We start from the raw sequence: 16,249 nt of genomic DNA, 5'->3' as shown, positions 1-16,249 counted from the left end.
CGCTAGAGCCGAGAATCGACGACGACAGCTCTCAAACCGAGCCCAGGTCGATCACCGCTTGTGCGCACTTCGCGACCACCGCCGGGTCCACTTTGACGACCTGGCGGTCGTAGGTCAGCAGGCCGTTGACCTCGTTTTCGACATCGGTCGTCTGGGTGTACACGGCACCGGACAGACCGCGCTCCAGCACCACTCGCTCCAAATCGGCGCTCACCTCCGCGTAGCGCTCGGTGAGCCGCTCGCGTGTCGGCGTCATCTCATACGCGTTCGGCGGGCCGGGCCAGCAGTGGCCGTCCAGCACCAGACCGAGGCCGCCGTACTCACCGTCGACGATCGCGCGGGCGTCCGCGACCGTCGGGGTGCCCGGGCCGACGTACGTGTGGTCGTCGTAGACGTCGCCCGCACCGGAGTCCGGGCGGGAAAAGCAGCAGTTGACGCCGCTGTTCGCGATCACCAGCCGGGTCGGGTCGAGCTTCTTGACCAGTTCCGCGACACGGGCCGTGTCGAACTCGCCCCAGCCCTCGTTGAACGGCACCCAGCCGACGATCGACGGGACGGCCCGAAGCTGTGTGATCATTTTGATCAATTCCGCCTCGAACCGCTCCTGCGCTCGCGGGACCGGGTCGGGCGCGATCCCGGGCGGGCCGTCGAACGAGAACGTCTGCGATGGCATGTCCTGCCAGACGACCAGGCCCAGCGTGTCGGCCCAGAAGTACCAACGCGCCGGCTCGACCTTGACGTGCTTGCGGACGAAGTTGAAGCCGAGTTCCTTCGTCTTTTCGAGGTCGAACCGCAGCGCGTCGTCGGTGGGGGCCGTCGAAATGCCGTCCGGCCAGTAGCCCTGGTCGAGCGGGCCGTGCAGGAAGGTGATCCGGCCGTTGAGCGCGATCCGCGGGCGGCCCTCGGCGTCCGGAAGCAGGCCGATGGTCCGGAGTCCGGCGTAGCTGCCGACGTCGTCCGAAACCACGCCGTATCGGTCGAGGAGCTGGACGCGCACTGAATAGAGGTGCGGGTCGTCGGGGGTCCAGAGGCGTGGTTCGGGAACGTCCACGCGTACCGCCGTCCCGGCTTCACCCGAGCTACGCGCGACTTCGCCGTCCGTGGTCGAAATGATGACCACGACTTCGGAACCGCCGGTGACCTGGGGGAACACCGTCACGCCGCTGAGGTCCGGGGTCAGGTCCAAGCGTTCGACGTGCGCCTCGGGCACCGGCTCGAGCCACACCGTTTGCCAGATTCCGGACGACGCCGTGTAGCAGATCCCGCCGGGCGCGTTGCGCTGCTTGCCGATCGGGAAGGTCTCGATGTCGGTGCGGTCCTCGGCGCGGACGGTCAGCTCCTGTGGTCCCGACGAGCGCAGGACGTCGGTGATGTCCGCGCTGAACGCCGTGTAGCCGCCTTCGTGCGTCGCGACCAGCTGGTTGTTGACCCACACCTTCGCCGTCTGGTCGACCGCGCCGAAGTGCAGCAGGACTCGTGAGCCTTGCCAGTCGGCGGGGATCTCGACCAGGCGCCGGTACCAGAGGACTTCGTCGCGTCGTCCGATTCCCGACAACGCCGACTCCGGCGGGAACGGGACCAGGATCCGCTCGGCATAGCCGGACGGCCGTGGTTCGTCCGGCGACGACGGCCAGCCCGCGTACTCCCAGACGCCGTTGAGGTTCAGCCAGCGCGGCCGCGTCAGCTGCGGCCGCGGGTACTCGGGCAGCGCGTTGTCGGGGCCGGCCTCGCCGGTCCACGGGGTCGGCAGGGGCGGGTCGAGCCGGCGCCAGCCGGTGTCCTCCGGTGCAGTCATCCCCGCCGATGGTGGCAGAGATCGACGGGCTCGCCAGTGATTCGAGTCACAACGCCCGGCGCATCTAGCCGGTCGGCTAGCCGGGCGCCGCCGGAGCCTTCCGACTCGCGAGTAACCTCTGCGCATGCGTGTGCTGATGCTGTCCTGGGAGTACCCGCCAGTGGCCATCGGTGGCCTGGCCCGGCACGTGCACGCGCTCGCCACCCACCTGGCCCGGCAGGGTCACGAAGTCGTCGTGCTGTGCCGGCACGCCGCCGGCACCGACGCCGGGACGCACCCGCGCACCGACCGCGTCGTCGAGGGCGTGCGGATCATCCGGGTCGCCGAGGACCCGATGCACGTCACGTTCGAGCGCGACCTCGTCGCCTGGACGCTGGCCATGGGGCACGCCATGGTCCGCGCCGCCAATGACCTCCTGCGCGGCTGGCAGCCCGACGTCGTGCACGCGCACGACTGGCTGGTCGCGCATCCGGCCATCGCGATCGCCGAGGCCGCGCGGGTGCCGCTGGTCGGCACGATCCACGCGACCGAAGCCGGGCGGCATTCCGGCTGGCTGTCGCACCCGCTGAACCAGCAGGTTCACTCGGTCGAGTGGTGGCTGGCCAACCGGGCCGACGCCCTGATCACCTGCTCGCAGGCCATGCGCCGCGAGGTCGCGCACCTCTTCGAAGTCGAGGCCGACGACGTCACGGTGATCCACAACGGCATCGAGGAACGAGGCTGGCAGGTACCGGCGAAGGAGATCGCCCGCGCGCGCGAGATCTACAGCCCGGCCGGGGCGCCGCTGTTGCTCTATTTCGGACGGCTCGAGTGGGAGAAGGGCGTGCAGGACCTCCTGGCCGCGCTCCCCCGGATCCGGCGCCGCCATCCCGGCACGCGGGTGGTCGTTGCCGGAAAAGGACGACACTTCGACGAGCTGGTCGAACAGTCGCGGAAGCTGCGGGTGCGGCGCGCGGTCGACTTCGTCGGGCACCTGTCCGACCGCGACCTGCGCGCGGCACTGGCCGCGGCCGATGCCGTCGTGCTGCCCAGCCGGTACGAGCCGTTCGGGATCGTCGCCCTGGAGGCCGCGGCCGCGAAGGCGCCGCTGGTGGCGTCGACGGCTGGTGGGCTGGGCGAGGTCGTGGTGCACGGCGAGACCGGGCTGGCGTTCAGCCCCGGCGATGTCGCGGAACTGGCCAACTCGGTGACAGCGGTGCTCAGCGACGCGGGTGCCGCGGCGAAGCGCGCGAAGGCGGCGCAGTCCCGGCTGGCCGCGGACTTCGACTGGGGCCGGATCGCCGAGGCGACCGCCGCCGTCTACAAGCGGGCCAGGCCAGGCGAGCCGGTCGAGCTGCCGCGGCCGAAGATCGCCACCGGCAACGCCTTCGAGCCGGTCGCGGCCGGGGTTCCAGACCTGTAAACCGTGGGCGACAGCGTTCCGGAACTGTAGGTAGCGGCCCGCTCAGAAGTGGCAGGGCCGGACGCAGTCCGGGTGGGCCGCGGTGGGTGCGGCCGTGGTCACGACGGCGCCGAACGAAAACGACAACACGACGAACACGGTGGCGACGACAGCTCTCAACCTGCTGCTCATGGGGGCTCCTCGGGAAGATCGGCGCACGGACGCGCCTCGCAGCGAGCATCCGCGCCGCTCCCCGGGCAAACAATAAGCGGAACACTACGGGCCGGTACCCATTCGCCTTCCGTGACCAGTCACCGGACGCTGGTCAGGAGGCGGACGCGGACCTGCTCCCGCAGTGGTCCGTACGACGACAACGCCTCCCGGGCGCGCTCGGTGAACGCCGGGCGCTCCTCGGGCGGCGGCAGCTTGGCCGGGCGCATTGCCGAAAACACGCCACCGACGATCTCCTCGACGCTCAACCGGTCGTCATACGCGACGACCTGGGAATCGACCGCGTAACCCGCTGCTGTGAGGGCGTCCGCGCAGCCTGGTCGAGCATCGCCGGTACCGGGTCCATGCCCAGCACCGCGCCCACCCGGGGGGCCAGGACCCCGGGTGAGCTGGCCGGTGCCGTAGCCGAGTCGAGGACGACATCGTCGCGCGTCAATGCGAACGTCGTCGCCAGCGCGTCCGCCACCTCGGGTGAGTAGCCGCTGCGGAGCTCGCTCACTTCGCCGCCGAACGCCGGTGTTGTCATGGCGTCGACCATGCACGTGGCAACAGCCGCAGGAGGTTCCGCTGCGGGCGGACTCAGAAGACCGGCAGCAGAACGCCGTGTTCGGACTCCGGGCGAGGGCCGAAGATCCGGCGATCCGCCTCCGCGATCGGGACGTCGTTGATGCTGGCCTCCCGCCGCCGCATCAGGCCTTCGTCGCTGAACTCCCACAGCTCGTTGCCGTAGCTGCGGAACCACTGGCCGCCGGCGGTGCGGGACTCGTACTGGAACCGGACGCCGATGCGGTTGCCGCGGAAGCCCCACAGCTCCTTGCGCAGGGCGTAGTCCAGCTCGCGCTCCCACTTCGCTGTCAGGAACCTGACGATTTCGGCGCGCCCGACGACGTGCTGGTCGCGATTGCGCCACACCGAATCCTCCGTGTACGCCAGCGAGACTCGCTCCGGGTCACGAGTGTTCCACGCGTCCTCGGCGGCCTGGACCTTCTGGCGGGCGGTGTCCTCGTCGAACGGCGGAAAGGGCGGACGTGGGGTCATGGGATCTCTCCTCGGTCGAATGGAGAACGCACGTTCTCCGGTAGCCTAGAGAACGTTCATTCTCCGCACCAGAGGCAGGTGACATGACGCCCACGGAGGCGACCGACCGGCTCCTGGAAGCCGCCGAGGAGCTCTTCTACGCCCACGGCGTCCAGGCGGTCGGGATGGACGCCGTCCGCACGCGCTCGGGCGTCTCGCTCAAGCGGCTCTACCAGACGTTCCCGGCGAAGAACGACCTGGTCGAGGCCTACCTCCGGCGCCGTGACGAGCGTTGGCGGCGGTCGTTGCGCGAATTCGTCCACGCCCGCGGCGACGACCCGCTCGCCGTGTTCGACTGGCTGCGGGACTGGTTCTCCGAGCCGGGCTTCCGCGGCTGCGCGTTCATCAACTCGTTCGGCGAGTTCGGCGAACCGGCGCCGGGCGTCGCGGGGGCGATCCGCGAGCACAAGGACCAGGTCCGGGCTTATCTCCGTGGTCTCGTTTCCGATCAAACCCTCGCTGACCAGCTGTTTTCCCTGGTCGAGGGCGCGACCGTGCTCGCCGCGATCACCGGTGACCCGGGTGAGGCGAGCACGGCCCGCGAAGCCGCGAAGATCCTTTTGGCCGCTCAGGGGTAAAGCGTCAGCCCCGGGTCCAGCGCGATTGCCTTCAACTGGGCGAGGCTCAGGGGCGGCGACGGCATGTCCGGCGGCCGCTTCAGCTTCGCGCTGCTGGCGATGTTCTCCGCCTCGAGGATGACGCCCGTGCCGTCGGGTTTGGTGACGTTCACCTGGTTGACCGTCGCTTGCCCGGGCACGCTGAACGTCAGCGCGACGATCTTTTCGTCGTGCGGCCCGACCGTCCGGTCACAGCTGCCCCCCGCACCGTCCGGGATGATGCAGTCCGTGGCGGGCGTGGCGTTGCCGCCGAGCCGGGTGACGATCGCCCAGACGTTGCCCTTGCCCGCCTCGCCGGCCGTCGTCGCCGCGGCCTTGAAGTAGTCCTCGCCGCCGCTGCACGAGCCTTCGTACGGCACCCGTCCGGAAAACACGTGGTAGAAGGTCAGCGGCCCGTGCTGCTTGCCCTTCGGGTACTCGCCCCCGGCGTGCGGCTGAAGCTTCGTCCCGGCCGCGACCCGCTGCTCGACGGCGGCGGTGAGGATCCCGCTGAGCCGGTTCGCCGCGACGTCGGCGGTCTCCGGGATCGGCGCGCCGGTCTGCGGCGGGAAGGGATCGTGGGCGCACGGGTCGGGCGACGCGGACGGCGAGCTCCCGGGCATCACCGCCGCTCCCCCGGGTTCGCCGGGCGCGAACACGACTGTCGCGACGACGGCCACCGCCGCCACGCTCACGCCCGCGGCCGTCCACGGGATCGCCACCCTCCGCACCCGCGCGCGGCGGCGTTCGCGGTCCAGCACCGCGTCGACGTCCACAGTGGACGGCGGCACGGCACCGATCGCCGCGTCGAACTGGTCCTTGCTCATGGCCCTCCTTCAGTTCCTGCTCGCGGCGACGAGCGCGCGCAGCGAGTCGAGCCCGCGCGCGGTCTGGCTCTTCACGGTTCCCGGCGAACACTCGAGGATCTCGGCGGTCTCCTCGACCGAAAGGTCGCAGTAGTAGCGCAGCACCACCGCGGCCCGGCGTCGCGGCGGCAGCGCCTCGAGCAGTTCGAGCAGCCCGAGCCGTTCGACGACGTCGTCGCCGGGCAGCGCGACCGGCTCCGGCACCGTCTCCGCCGGTTCCTCCCGCCGCCAGGCCCGGGCCTTCTCGTCGAGCCACGTCCGCACCAGGATCCGGCGCACGTAGGCGTCTACGTGCGTCATCCGCCGGGCCCGCGGCCAGTGCCGGTACAGCTTGCCGATGGTGATCGACACCAGGTCGTCGGCGAGGTGCCAGTCCCGGCACAGCAGGTAGGCCGTCCGGCGCAGGACGTCCATCCTCGCCGTGACGTAGTCGCGGAACCCCGCCTCTTCCGGCCGCTTCACGTGTTCCTCCTCGTCGCCCCCACACCGTGTCCAACGGGGTCGGCGGGCGCCGGGGTTGCCCGGCGGGTGAAATCCGGGCGAGGGTCAGTGACAGCGGTAGTCGAGCTGTTCGTCCCAGTCGACGCCGCGGCCTGCCGGGGTGAGGTCGAACAGGTTCCACACCGGTTCGAGCGTGCCGAGGTGACGCGGGTCCTGGTCGGGCTCGGCGGCCGCGTAGAGCAGCTCCGAGCCCCAGAGGTGCCGGATGCCGTCGTCGCCGCGGTGGAAGACGTTGACCATCGGCCGTGGGCTGCCGTCGGGGGTCTCGGCGTGGTAGTCGCGGCTGAACGTCGTGCCCGCGCAGGAGAACAGCCGCAGCCGGCGCCAGCCGCGTTCGGCGGCGAACGTCGTCAGGTGCTCGATGGGCGCCCGGGCGACGACGGCGAAGTCCGCGTGCTGCGCGACGTGCTCCGCGGCGCCTTCCAGCTGGTCGAGCAACGCCGTGCACGACGGGCACGGGCCCGCGTCGAGGGGCAGCTTCGCACTGTCGCCCGACGTCGGGCCGGGACGGTCGTCGTCGGGGTCCCGCGGGAACATGAAGTGGTAGACGATCAGCGAGTCGTTGCCCGGAGAGAAAAGGTCCGACAATCGGACGTCTCCCCTGGCACCCTGGAAGACGTAGTCCTCGGGCACCAGGCCGCCGGGCGGGAGGGCCAGGCGCTGCTCGGCGACCGCCTCCATCTCGTGACGCAAGGCGGTTTCCCGATCCAGCAAGCGGTCCCGCGCGGCGCGATATTCGGGCGTCTCACCCGGGAAGCTCAGGCTCATGCGAAGGAAAGTACGCCGAAATCGGCCCGACGACGGGGAGCCACCGTCGTCAGGCCGATTTCGGACCACACCATCCCTGGGTGTGGATCCGGCCGCCCCTCGTCAGGTAGGGGCGGCCGGGGCTCGAAGCGCTCGTTACCGCTGAGAGCGCATCGAACGCAGCCCTGCTACCGGGCGTCCGTGAGGTACCGCGCGTAGGCACCCGTGGTGAGGAAGCTCGGCAGCTTCTCGCCCAGCGCGGTCTCGGTGAAGATCGCGTACGCGTCATCCAGGCGGTTGCCTTCGCCGAGTTCCGCGCGGACCGACGCCAGCTCGTCGTCCAGGTACTCGACCGCCAGCTCGCGGGTCAGCGCCGTGCCGTCCTCGAGCTTCGTGCCGTTGCGGATCCACTGCCAGACCTGGCACCGCGCGATCTCCGCGGTCGCCGCGTCCTCCATCAGGTTGTGGATCGCCGCCGCGCCGGTGCCGCGCAGCCACGCGTCGACGTAGCGCAGCGCGACGTTGATGTTGGCGCGCACGCCCGCTTCGGTGACCTCGCCGCCGGCGCTGGCCACGTCGAGCAGGTCCTCGGCGGTGACGTGGACGTCCTCGCGCAGCTTGCCGAGCTGGTTGGGCCAGCCGCCGAGCACGTTGTCGAACACCTCGCGGCAGATCGGGACCAGGCCCGGGTGCGCGACCCACGAGCCGTCGAAACCGTCGCCGGCCTCGCGTTCCTTGTCGGCGCGGACCTTCTCGGCGGCGATCTCGTTGACCGACGGGTCCTTGCTCGGGATGAACGCGGCCATGCCGCCAATGGCGTGCGCGCCGCGCTTGTGGCAGGTGCGCACCAGCAGCTCGGTGTAGGCCCGCATGAACGGCACGGTCATCGTGACCTGCGCGCGGTCCGGCAGCACGAAGTCGGCGCCGTGCGCGGCGAAGTTCTTGATGAGGCTGAAGATGTAGTCCCAGCGGCCGGCGTTGAGACCCGCGGCGTGCTCGCGCAGCTCGTAGAGGATTTCGTCCATCTCGAACGCGGCGGTGATCGTCTCGATCAGCACCGTGGCGCGGATCGTGCCACGCGGGATGCCGAGTTCGCGCTGCGCCAGCAGGAAGACGTCGTTCCAGAGCCGCGCCTCGAGGTGGTTCTCGAGCTTCGGCAGGTAGAAGTACGGGCCGACGCCGCGGGCCAGCAGCTGGCGCGCGTTGTGGAAGAAGAACAGGCCGAAGTCGACCAGGCTCGCCGACACCGGGCGGCCGTCGATGCGGATGTGCTTCTCGACCAGGTGCCAGCCGCGGGGACGCGCGACGATCGTGGCGGGATCGTCGCCGATCGTGTAGCGCTTGCCGGCCTCGGTGGTGAAGTCGATGTTGCGGCGGATCGCGTCGTAGAGGTTGATCTGGCCGTCGATGACGTTGTGCCACGTCGGCGACGTCGCGTCTTCGAAGTCCGCCAGCCAGACCTTCGCGCCGGAGTTCAGCGCGTTGACCGTCATCTTGCGGTCGGTCGGGCCGGTGATCTCGACGCGGCGGTCCTCCAGGCCCGGCGCCGTCGGGGCGACCTGCCACGACTGGTCATCGCGCACCCGGCGCGTCTCGGGCAGGAAGCCGAGCGGCTTCTCCCCGGACTGCAGTTCTTCGCGCCGCGTGCGGCGGGCGTCGAGCAGCTCGCGGCGGCGACCGGCGAACGTGTTGTCCAGCTTGGCCAGGAAGTCGAGCGCCGCCGGGGTGAGGATCTCCGCGAACCGGCCGTCGACCTCGCCGGTGACCTCGATGCGGTAGTTCAGCCGATCAACCATGGGGTGCCTCCGCGAGCTTGTGCAGGGAAGGAAAGAAAGGGAGGGACGCGGCCTGACGACGCCGAGGGGGGCGACGTCGTCAGGCCGCGGCCGGGATCAGTGGAACTGGGCTTCTTCGGTGGAGCCCTTGAGCGCCGTGGTGGAGCTCTCCGGGTTCAGCGCCGTCGCGATCTGGTCGAAGTAGCCGGTGCCGACCTCGCGCTGGTGCTTGGTCGCGGTGTAGCCGCGGCTCTCCGAAGCGAACTCGCGCTCCTGCAGGTCGACGTAGGCGGTCATGCCCTCGCGGGCGTAGCCGTGCGCCAGGTCGAACATCGAGTAGTTCAGCGCGTGGAAGCCGGCCAGCGTGATGAACTGGAACTTGTAGCCCATGTGGCCGAGCTCGCGCTGGAACTTCGCGATCGTCGCGTCGTCCAGGTGCTTCTTCCAGTTGAACGACGGCGAGCAGTTGTAGGCCAGCATCTGGTCCGGGAACTTCGCCTTGATCGCCTCGGCGTACTTGCGCGCCACCTCGAGGTCCGGCTCGGAGGTCTCCATCCACAGCAGGTCGGCGTACTGGGCGTAGGCCAGGCCACGCTCGATGCAGGGCTCGATGCCGTTGCGGACCTCGTAGAAGCCCTCGGCGGTGCGGCCGCCGGTGAGGAACTGCTGGTCACGCTCGTCGACGTCGCTGGTCAGCAGGGTCGCGGCCTGCGCGTCGGTGCGGGCGACGATCAGCGACGGCACACCCGCGACGTCCGCGGCGAGGCGGGCGGCGTTCAGCGTGCGCTCGTGCTGCTTGGTCGGGATGAGGACCTTGCCGCCGAGGTGGCCGCACTTCTTCTCGGACGCGAGCTGGTCTTCCCAGTGCACGCCCGCGGCGCCGGCCGCGATCATGCCCTTCATCAGCTCGAACGCGTTGAGCGGGCCACCGAAGCCGGCCTCGGCGTCGGCGACGATCGGGGCGTACCAGTCGATGTCGGTGTTGCCCTCGGCCCAGTTGATCTGGTCGGCGCGGCCCAGCGCGTTGTTGATGCGGCGGACGACGGCCGGGACCGAGTTGGCCGGGTAGAGGCTCTGGTCCGGGTAGGTCTGGCCGGACAGGTTGGCGTCGGCCGCGACCTGCCAGCCGGACAGGTAGATCGCCTGCAGGCCCGCGCGGACCTGCTGGACGGCCTGGTTGCCGGTGAGGGCGCCCAGCGCGTGCACGTAGTCCTCGGTGTGCAGGAGGTCCCACAGCTTCTCCGCGCCTCGGCGGGCCAGGGTGTGCTCCTCGACGACGCTGCCGCGCAGCTTGACGACGTCCTCAGCCGAGTAGGAGCGCTGCACGCCCGCCCAGCGGGGGTCGTTCGCCCACTGCGCGGCCAGCTCCGCGGCCGCCTGCTTGGCCTGTTCCGTCATCGGTTCTCCCGGTGTTGCGAAGTTTGCGATTGCTCGCCTTGCCTGGGTTCGACCCTGACATGCCAGCGAAAATCTGGTCCAGTCGTCCAAGTTGCCAATTTGTGCGAAGGGTCCGTAGCCTCTTTGCAAAGGTTGCGAATCGCCCGGTTCGCAACCGGGCGAAAATCCGCGTTCTTGACCGTTCACGTAACCGTTCAGGACCGGAAACCTTCCGGAGAGGCAGGCAAGAATGGAGAAGACTTTCGCCGGAGCGCGGTTGCGCCATCTGCGCGAAAGCCGGGCGATGAGCCAGGCCGACCTCGCTCGTGTGCTGGAGATCTCACCCAGCTACCTCAACCAGATCGAGCACAATTCGCGCCCGCTGACGGTCCCGGTGCTGCTGCGGATCACGCAGGCGTTCGGCGTGGACACCGAGTTCTTCGCCAACAACGACACGTCCCGGCTGGTCGCCGACGTCAAGGAAGCCCTGCTCGACGAGGTCCTCGGCGTCGACGTCACGACCAGCGAGCTCAACGACCTGGCCACGAACCTGCCGGCCATCGCGCAGGCCCTGGTCAAGCTGCACCGCAGCTACCGCAACGCCGTCGAAAGCACCGCGGCTTTGACCACGGAAAACGGCCTGGGCCTGCACGGGAGCGCCGCCGCACCGCTGCCGCACGAGGAGGTCCGCGACTTCTTCTACGAGCGCGAGAACTATGTCGCCGAACTGGACGAACGCGCCGAGAAGATGGCCAACGACATCCCCCTGCAGCGCGGCCAGGTCCTCGGCGCGCTCAAGGAACGGCTTTGGCAGCGCTACGGCGTCGAGGTCACCAGCGAGGGCATCGACGAATCCGCAGGTCAGCAGCACCGCTACGAGCCGGTGACGCGGGTCCTGCGGCTGGCGCCGAGCCTGCGCGTCGGGCAGCAGGCGTTTCGCATGGCTTCGCAGATCGCGCTGCTCGAGTACGACGACCTGATCACCGAGCTGGCCGACTCGTGGGCGTTCTCCGGGCCCGCGGCGCGGTCACTGGCGCGCGTCGGCCTGGCGAACTACTTCGCGGGGGCGCTGATCCTCCCCTATGGACCGTTCCTGGCCGCGGCCGAGGGCTTCCGCTACGACATCGAGCGGCTGTGCGACCACTACGGCGTCGGCTTCGAGACCGTGTGCCACCGGCTGTCCACTTTGCAGCGTCCGAAGCAGCGGGGCGTGCCGTTCTCGTTCGTGCGGGTCGACCGGGCCGGGAACATGTCGAAGCGGCAGTCCGCGGCGGGCTTCCACTTCTCCCGTGTCGGCGGCGCGTGTCCGTTGTGGAACATCTACGAGGCGTTCACCCAGCCGGGGAAGATCCTCACCCAGATCGCGACCCTGCCCGACGGCAAGAGCTACTTCTGGATCGCGCGCACCGTGTCGCGCAACATCGGCGGCTACGGCAGCCCCGGCAAGACGTTCACCGTGGGCCTGGGCTGCGAACTGCGCCACGCGGGCCGGCTCGTCTACTCCACAGGTCTTGACCTGGACGAGCCGGCCGCGGCGACACCCATCGGCATGGGCTGCAAAGTCTGCGAACGCCCGGCCTGTTCGCAGCGCGCGTTCCCGACGATCGGCAAGCAGCTGACCGTCGACGAGAACACCAGCACCTTCGTGCCCTACCCGGCGGTGCCTAAGGGCTGATCACGTGGGTGGTCCATTTCGCCTCGTCCGGGCCGAGCAGCGTGATCCGGTTCAGCAGCTCCTGCGCGGTGATGCCCGCGGCCTGCGGGTGGTCGATCCCGACGCAGGCGCGCAGCCCGTTCTTCGTCACGCACTGCGGCTCGCCGAGGCCGTCCGTGCGCCCGCCCGGTGGCGCGACGTTGATCGTCACCAGGGCGCCGTTCGCCGAGTACTGCAGCACCAGCCGCCAGGGGACGCCGTCCTGGTCCGGCCGCCGCGACGTGTAGGCGTCGGCCAGGTGGAACGACGGCGGAAGGCTCGTGATGCGCAGTGGCAGGGGCACCGCCCGCGGGCCGAACGTCACCTCGCTCGCCACCCGGACCAGCGCCTGCCGCAGGTCGGGCCGGGCGAGGTAATAGGTGTGCAGCTGGGCCCAGCGACCGTCCGGGGTCGGCCAGCGCAGGTAGCTGTCGCCGTGGTTGAGGGGGTCGTTCTCGTCGGCCGTGATCCAGTGACCGTCGCGGCCGCCGACCGTCTGCGGGACCTGCTTCGGCGTACCGCTCAGGTCGCGTGGCGTGGCCGGTTCGCGGTCGTCGACCGAGAGCCAGATCATCGGGGACAGGTCGCCGCGGCCGATGGCCAGGACGGTGTCGCCGTGTCCGCCGGCGGCGTACTCGACACCCTTGATCTCCTCCGGCAGCCAGCCGAAACTCGCCTTCGCCACCAGCGGGTTGTCGGTTGGCGACGACGTCGGCGCCACGGGACCGGGCGCGACGGCCACCGGCGCGGGTACGGGCGCTGGGTCGTGCCGGAACACCGACACGGCCGTCACGCCCCCGGCCGCCACGACCGCGGCACAGCCCACGACCAGGGTCGTGGTCCGAATGCGACGACGGCGTCCGCCGACCCGGCGCGCGCGGTCGACGTCGATCCGGTGCGGCGGCGCGGGCGATTCGGCCAGTTCCTTCAGCCTCGTGGCCAGCTCGGTGTCGGTCATGCTCGTCCCTCCGTGATCGGCTCGCGCAGCAGCTCGCGCAGGGCGTCGACGGCCTTCGCGGTCTGACTCTTGACGGTGCCCTCGGAGCACCCGAGGGCCTGGGCGGTTTCGGCGACCGGCATGTCGCAGAAGTAGCGGAGGACGACGGTCGCTCGCTGCCGGGCCGGCAGCCGGTTCAGCGCCGCCCGCAGGTCGAGCGCGCTGTCGAGGTCCGGGCCGTGCGCGGGTGGCGGGTCGTGGTCGGCGCCGCGCAGGTCCACCCGCTTCCACCACGACGTCCGCTGTTCGGCCAAGAACGTGTTGACCAGTGTGCGCCGCACGTAGCCATCGACGTTGTCCGCCCGGGCGGCCCGCGACCAGTTCGCGTAGAGCCGGGTGATCGCCGACTGGACCAGGTCGTCGGCCCGGTGCCAGTCGCCGCAGAGCAGGTACGCGACCTTGCGCAGCCAATCCGACCGTGCGGTCACGTACTCGGTGAAGTCGTTCACCGGCGCCCCCTTGTCCTGTTCGTCACCCCTTTGATGCGCCCGGAGGCCCGGACGGTTGCCCGGGACGCGCGAGTCGTAGATTCACCGGGGTGCACGACATCGACACGGTGACCGCGGCGACCATCGAAAAGGCCGCCGAGCGGCTGGCCGGGGTGGTGACCCGCACGCCGCTGGAGCCGAGCGCGCGGCTGTCGTCCCGGGTGGACGCGCAAGTCTGGGTGAAGCGCGAGGATCTGCAGACCGTCCGGTCGTACAAGATCCGCGGCGCCTACAACTTCATCGTCCAGCTCGAAGAAGACGTACGCGCTCGCGGCGTCGTATGCGCCAGCGCGGGCAACCACGCCCAGGGCGTCGCGTACGCGTGCCGGCGGCTCGGCGCGAACGGCCGCGTGTACGTCCCGGGGACCACGCCGCGGCAGAAACGCGAGCGCATCGCCACGCTCGGCGGCGCGCACATCGAAGTCATCGTTGTCGGCGAAACGTACGAAGACGCCTTCGCCGCGGCCAACGAAGACGCTCAGCGAACGGGCGCGACGCTCGTCCCGGCCTTCGACGACGTCCGGACTGTCGCCGGTCAGGGGACGGTCGCGCTCGAAGTGATCGAGCAACTCGGCTTCGTGCCCGACGTCGTGGTCGTGCCCGTCGGCGGCGGCGGGCTGCTCGCCGGCGTCGGCAGCTGGCTGCGCGAGCGGCACCCGGAGGTGCGTGTCGTCGGCGTCGAACCCGCGGGCGCCGCGTGCATGGCGGCGGCGCTCTCGGCCGGGCACCCGGTCCGGCTGCCCGAGCTCGACTCGTTCGTCGACGGCGCCGCGGTCCGCGAGGCCGGTGGCGTCACCTACCCGCTGGTCCGTGAGAGCGGCGCCGAGCTGACGGCGGTCGCCGAGGGCGCGGTGTGCACCGAGATGCTGGCGATGTACCAGTCCGACGGCATCATCGCCGAGCCTGCGGGCGCGCTGGCCGCGGCGGCGCTCGGCACCGTCGTCCAGGTCGAGCCGGGGCAGACGGTCGTGTGCCTGGTCTCCGGCGGCAACAACGACGTCAGCCGCTACAGCGAGATCCTCGAACGTTCGCTGATGCACGAAGGGCTGAAGCACTACTTCCTCGTCGGGTTCCCGCAGGAACCGGGCGCACTGCGCCTGTTCGTCGAGCAGGTGCTCGGGCCCGAAGACGACATCACGCGCTTCGAGTACGTCAAGCGCAACAACCGCGAGACGGGCCCGGCGATGGTCGGTGTCGAGATCGCCCGATCATCCGACCTTCCCGGGCTGCTGGCCCGGATGGAGGCCAGCCCGCTGCAGGTCGAACGGATCGAGCCGGGCAGCCCCCTGTTCCACTTCCTGCTCTGAGGGCGTGGTCCACTAGGCGGATGGTGAAGGTCGACGGAATCCGCAGTGTCGAGGCGTTGCGCGAAAAGGTCCACGAGGGTGCGGAACCCGAATACCTGCTGTTCTACGGGCACACGCCGACGAAGTCCGGGCGGGTGACCGCGAGCTGCCTGAGCCAGTGGTGGCTCGACCCGTTCGAAGCCGAGGGCGTCGTCTACCCGACCGCCGAGCACTACATGATGGCCGGCAAGGCTTCGCTGTTCGGTGACCACGAAAAGGCCGCGCTGATCCGGGAGACGCCCGACCCGAAGACGGCGAAGGTGCTCGGCCGCGAGGTCGCCGGGTTCGACGCCGCAATCTGGGAGCGTCACCGGTTCGACATCGTCGTCGACGGCAACCTGGCGAAGTTCCGGCAACACCGCGACCTGCGCCGGTTCCTGCTCGGCACCGGCGAGGCGGTGCTCGTCGAGGCGTCGAAGAAGGACCTCGTTTGGGGCACCGGCCTCGCCCGCGAGGAGAAGAACGCGACCAAGCCGGACTACTGGCGGGGCCTGAACCTGCTCGGCTTCGCGCTGATGGAGGTCCGGGACCAGCTGCGCGCCTGAGTCACGGCGCCGGGTCTTGTCTCCGGCAGCTGCCTGAGCTGGGCGAACCGAGCTCGTGGTCGGGTTCCGACTACGGCGCGGTCAGGCGAGGCCGACGAACATCGTCTGGTGGAGGCCGCGCACGTGCTTCCTCGTCACCCGCGCCGCCGCGTCGGGGTCGCCCGCGGCCAGGGCCTTCACCAGGCGGGCGTGGTCGCGGTTCGACTCGCGCAGCTTGGCCATCGGGTACGGCAGGTAGAACCGGTACAGGTCGGCCAGCACCACCTCGTACTGGCCGACCGCCGCGGCCGGCCCGGGAGCCGCGACCGTCCGGTGGAACTCCGCGTCGAGCTCGTGGAACTCCGCCCAGCCCGTCGCCGTGTCCATCCGGGCGACCAACGTCCGCAGGCGCGCGAGGTCCGGGTCGCGTTTCGCCACGAATTGGACCAAGCCCGCCTCCAGCACCAGGCGGTGGTCGATCAGCTCGTGGACCTCGTCCGCCGACTCGCGGTAGGCGCCGACCTCGCGGACTCGCTCGGCCGGCGGGTTTTCGGTCACGAGCGTGCCGCCGCCCCGGCCGCGGCGACGTTCGATCAGGCCGTCCTCGGCCAGGGACTCCAGAGCCCGGCGGACGGTGATCTCCGCGACGCCCAGCGCTCGCCCGATCTCGGCATTCGACGGCAGGCGCTCCCCCGGCTTCAACAGTCCCAGCTCCACCGCGAGCGCGATCCGGGCGCGGACGGTGTCCAGCGCGGACAGCCGGCGGATGCCGGTCAGGGCCGGGGCGCTCAGGTCTGCCGTCGCCATGAACCGACCGTACCGCACAAATTGCTCATCTTGAGCACTCTTGTTTAA

General features: G+C 70.3%; 18 protein-coding genes. 5 read left to right on the top strand and 13 right to left on the bottom strand.

What is annotated here, in order from left to right; all coding sequences use genetic code 11:
* Nucleotides 1-31 precede the first annotated feature (31 nt).
* Nucleotides 32-1,795 carry a glycoside hydrolase family 2 protein gene (locus ACWEN0_RS27575; RefSeq protein WP_451979439.1) on the bottom strand — a complete coding sequence of 588 codons (1,764 nt, stop codon included), beginning with the start codon at nt 1,793-1,795 and terminating at the stop codon, nt 32-34.
* Nucleotides 1,796-1,919: 124 nt separating this feature from the next.
* Between ACWEN0_RS27575 and ACWEN0_RS27570 the strand changes: the two genes are divergently transcribed.
* Nucleotides 1,920-3,197: a glycosyltransferase family 4 protein gene (locus ACWEN0_RS27570; protein WP_451979436.1), complete on the top strand. Its 1,278-nt coding sequence runs from the start codon at nt 1,920-1,922 to the stop codon at nt 3,195-3,197.
* Between the two features lie 42 nt (nt 3,198-3,239).
* On the opposite strand, the gene ACWEN0_RS27565 is transcribed toward ACWEN0_RS27570, so the two are convergent.
* From ACWEN0_RS27565 to ACWEN0_RS27550, 4 genes are all read right to left on the bottom strand, one after another.
* Nucleotides 3,240-3,368: a hypothetical protein gene (locus ACWEN0_RS27565; RefSeq protein ID WP_451979434.1), complete on the bottom strand. Its 129-nt coding sequence runs from the start codon at nt 3,366-3,368 to the stop codon at nt 3,240-3,242.
* Between the two features lie 119 nt (nt 3,369-3,487).
* The gene (locus ACWEN0_RS27560) at nt 3,488-3,655 is read right to left on the bottom strand and encodes a hypothetical protein (protein WP_451979431.1); all 168 of its coding nucleotides are present in this window, start codon (nt 3,653-3,655) and stop codon (nt 3,488-3,490) included.
* A complete protein-coding gene (locus ACWEN0_RS27555; RefSeq protein WP_451979428.1) occupies nt 3,652-3,933 on the bottom strand; it encodes a hypothetical protein in 282 nt (93 codons plus the stop codon). The genes ACWEN0_RS27560 and ACWEN0_RS27555 overlap by 4 nt, the downstream gene beginning before the upstream one ends.
* 53 nt (nt 3,934-3,986) lie before the next feature.
* Complete coding sequence (locus ACWEN0_RS27550) at nt 3,987-4,445, bottom strand: nuclear transport factor 2 family protein (RefSeq protein ID WP_451979425.1); 459 nt, start codon at nt 4,443-4,445, stop codon at nt 3,987-3,989.
* 83 nt (nt 4,446-4,528) lie between these two features.
* Between ACWEN0_RS27550 and ACWEN0_RS27545 the strand changes: the two genes are divergently transcribed.
* The gene (locus ACWEN0_RS27545) at nt 4,529-5,062 is read left to right on the top strand and encodes a TetR/AcrR family transcriptional regulator (RefSeq protein ID WP_451979423.1); all 534 of its coding nucleotides are present in this window, start codon (nt 4,529-4,531) and stop codon (nt 5,060-5,062) included.
* Here ACWEN0_RS27545 and ACWEN0_RS27540 read toward each other — a convergent pair.
* The 5 genes from ACWEN0_RS27540 to aceA form a co-directional block, all read right to left on the bottom strand.
* Complete coding sequence (locus tag ACWEN0_RS27540) at nt 5,053-5,907, bottom strand: hypothetical protein (RefSeq protein WP_451979420.1); 855 nt, start codon at nt 5,905-5,907, stop codon at nt 5,053-5,055. The two genes, ACWEN0_RS27545 and ACWEN0_RS27540, sit on opposite strands and share 10 nt — an antisense overlap.
* Before the next feature lie 9 nt (nt 5,908-5,916).
* Nucleotides 5,917-6,408: a SigE family RNA polymerase sigma factor gene (locus ACWEN0_RS27535; protein ID WP_451979417.1), complete on the bottom strand. Its 492-nt coding sequence runs from the start codon at nt 6,406-6,408 to the stop codon at nt 5,917-5,919.
* An 84-nt stretch (nt 6,409-6,492) separates the two neighbouring features.
* Entirely contained in the window at nt 6,493-7,215 is a 723-nt protein-coding gene (locus ACWEN0_RS27530) for a DUF899 family protein (RefSeq protein ID WP_451979414.1), read from the bottom strand.
* A gap of 167 nt (nt 7,216-7,382) precedes the next feature.
* A complete protein-coding gene (gene aceB / locus ACWEN0_RS27525; RefSeq protein ID WP_451979411.1) occupies nt 7,383-8,990 on the bottom strand; it encodes a malate synthase A in 1,608 nt (535 codons plus the stop codon).
* A gap of 96 nt (nt 8,991-9,086) precedes the next feature.
* Nucleotides 9,087-10,367, bottom strand: a complete 1,281-nt coding sequence (aceA, locus tag ACWEN0_RS27520; protein ID WP_451979408.1) for an isocitrate lyase — start codon at nt 10,365-10,367, stop codon at nt 9,087-9,089.
* Nucleotides 10,368-10,596: 229 nt separating this feature from the next.
* Between aceA and ACWEN0_RS27515 the strand changes: the two genes are divergently transcribed.
* Complete coding sequence (locus tag ACWEN0_RS27515) at nt 10,597-12,021, top strand: short-chain fatty acyl-CoA regulator family protein (protein WP_451979405.1); 1,425 nt, start codon at nt 10,597-10,599, stop codon at nt 12,019-12,021.
* Here the strand turns inward: ACWEN0_RS27515 and ACWEN0_RS27510 are convergent.
* Both ACWEN0_RS27510 and ACWEN0_RS27505 read right to left on the bottom strand, forming a co-directional pair.
* Complete coding sequence (locus tag ACWEN0_RS27510) at nt 12,011-12,997, bottom strand: hypothetical protein (RefSeq protein WP_451979402.1); 987 nt, start codon at nt 12,995-12,997, stop codon at nt 12,011-12,013. The genes ACWEN0_RS27515 and ACWEN0_RS27510 overlap by 11 nt on opposite strands.
* A complete protein-coding gene (locus ACWEN0_RS27505) occupies nt 12,994-13,485 on the bottom strand; it encodes a SigE family RNA polymerase sigma factor (RefSeq protein WP_451979399.1) in 492 nt (163 codons plus the stop codon). Before ACWEN0_RS27505 ends, ACWEN0_RS27510 begins: the two co-directional genes overlap by 4 nt.
* An 89-nt stretch (nt 13,486-13,574) precedes the next feature.
* On the opposite strand from ACWEN0_RS27505, the gene ilvA reads away from it, so the two are divergent.
* Both ilvA and ACWEN0_RS27495 read left to right on the top strand, forming a co-directional pair.
* Nucleotides 13,575-14,831, top strand: a complete 1,257-nt coding sequence (gene ilvA, locus ACWEN0_RS27500; protein ID WP_451979396.1) for a threonine ammonia-lyase IlvA — start codon at nt 13,575-13,577, stop codon at nt 14,829-14,831.
* Between the two features lie 20 nt (nt 14,832-14,851).
* Entirely contained in the window at nt 14,852-15,415 is a 564-nt protein-coding gene (locus ACWEN0_RS27495; protein ID WP_451979393.1) for an NADAR family protein, read from the top strand.
* Between the two features lie 81 nt (nt 15,416-15,496).
* Here ACWEN0_RS27495 and ACWEN0_RS27490 read toward each other — a convergent pair whose 3' ends face one another.
* Nucleotides 15,497-16,201, bottom strand: coding sequence for a FadR/GntR family transcriptional regulator (locus tag ACWEN0_RS27490; RefSeq protein ID WP_451979390.1), 705 nt, complete (start codon nt 16,199-16,201; stop codon nt 15,497-15,499).
* Nucleotides 16,202-16,249: the final 48 nt, after the last annotated feature.

The sequence above is a fragment of the Amycolatopsis sp. NPDC004378 genome, assembly GCF_053602455.1.
The sequence above is the reverse complement of the archived record's forward strand: the minus strand, read 5'-3'. Positions and strand labels throughout refer to the sequence as shown.

Excerpts from the sequence above, each read along its gene's own strand:
- aceB (WP_451979411.1), bottom strand. The coding sequence starts at position 8,990 with ATGGTTGATCGGCTGAACTACCGCATCGAGGTCACCGGCGAGGTCGAC.
- ACWEN0_RS27545 (WP_451979423.1), top strand. The coding sequence starts at position 4,529 with ATGACGCCCACGGAGGCGACCGACCGGCTCCTGGAAGCCGCCGAGGAG.
- ACWEN0_RS27555 (WP_451979428.1), bottom strand. The coding sequence starts at position 3,933 with ATGACAACACCGGCGTTCGGCGGCGAAGTGAGCGAGCTCCGCAGCGGC.
- ACWEN0_RS27570 (WP_451979436.1), top strand. The coding sequence starts at position 1,920 with ATGCGTGTGCTGATGCTGTCCTGGGAGTACCCGCCAGTGGCCATCGGT.
- ACWEN0_RS27575 (WP_451979439.1), bottom strand. The coding sequence starts at position 1,795 with ATGACTGCACCGGAGGACACCGGCTGGCGCCGGCTCGACCCGCCCCTG.
- ACWEN0_RS27550 (WP_451979425.1), bottom strand. The coding sequence starts at position 4,445 with ATGACCCCACGTCCGCCCTTTCCGCCGTTCGACGAGGACACCGCCCGC.
- ACWEN0_RS27515 (WP_451979405.1), top strand. The coding sequence starts at position 10,597 with ATGGAGAAGACTTTCGCCGGAGCGCGGTTGCGCCATCTGCGCGAAAGC.
- ACWEN0_RS27510 (WP_451979402.1), bottom strand. The coding sequence starts at position 12,997 with ATGACCGACACCGAGCTGGCCACGAGGCTGAAGGAACTGGCCGAATCG.
- ACWEN0_RS27540 (WP_451979420.1), bottom strand. The coding sequence starts at position 5,907 with ATGAGCAAGGACCAGTTCGACGCGGCGATCGGTGCCGTGCCGCCGTCC.
- ACWEN0_RS27490 (WP_451979390.1), bottom strand. The coding sequence starts at position 16,201 with ATGGCGACGGCAGACCTGAGCGCCCCGGCCCTGACCGGCATCCGCCGG.
- aceA (WP_451979408.1), bottom strand. The coding sequence starts at position 10,367 with ATGACGGAACAGGCCAAGCAGGCGGCCGCGGAGCTGGCCGCGCAGTGG.
- ACWEN0_RS27565 (WP_451979434.1), bottom strand. The coding sequence starts at position 3,368 with ATGAGCAGCAGGTTGAGAGCTGTCGTCGCCACCGTGTTCGTCGTGTTG.
- ACWEN0_RS27530 (WP_451979414.1), bottom strand. The coding sequence starts at position 7,215 with ATGAGCCTGAGCTTCCCGGGTGAGACGCCCGAATATCGCGCCGCGCGG.
- ACWEN0_RS27495 (WP_451979393.1), top strand. The coding sequence starts at position 14,852 with ATGGTGAAGGTCGACGGAATCCGCAGTGTCGAGGCGTTGCGCGAAAAG.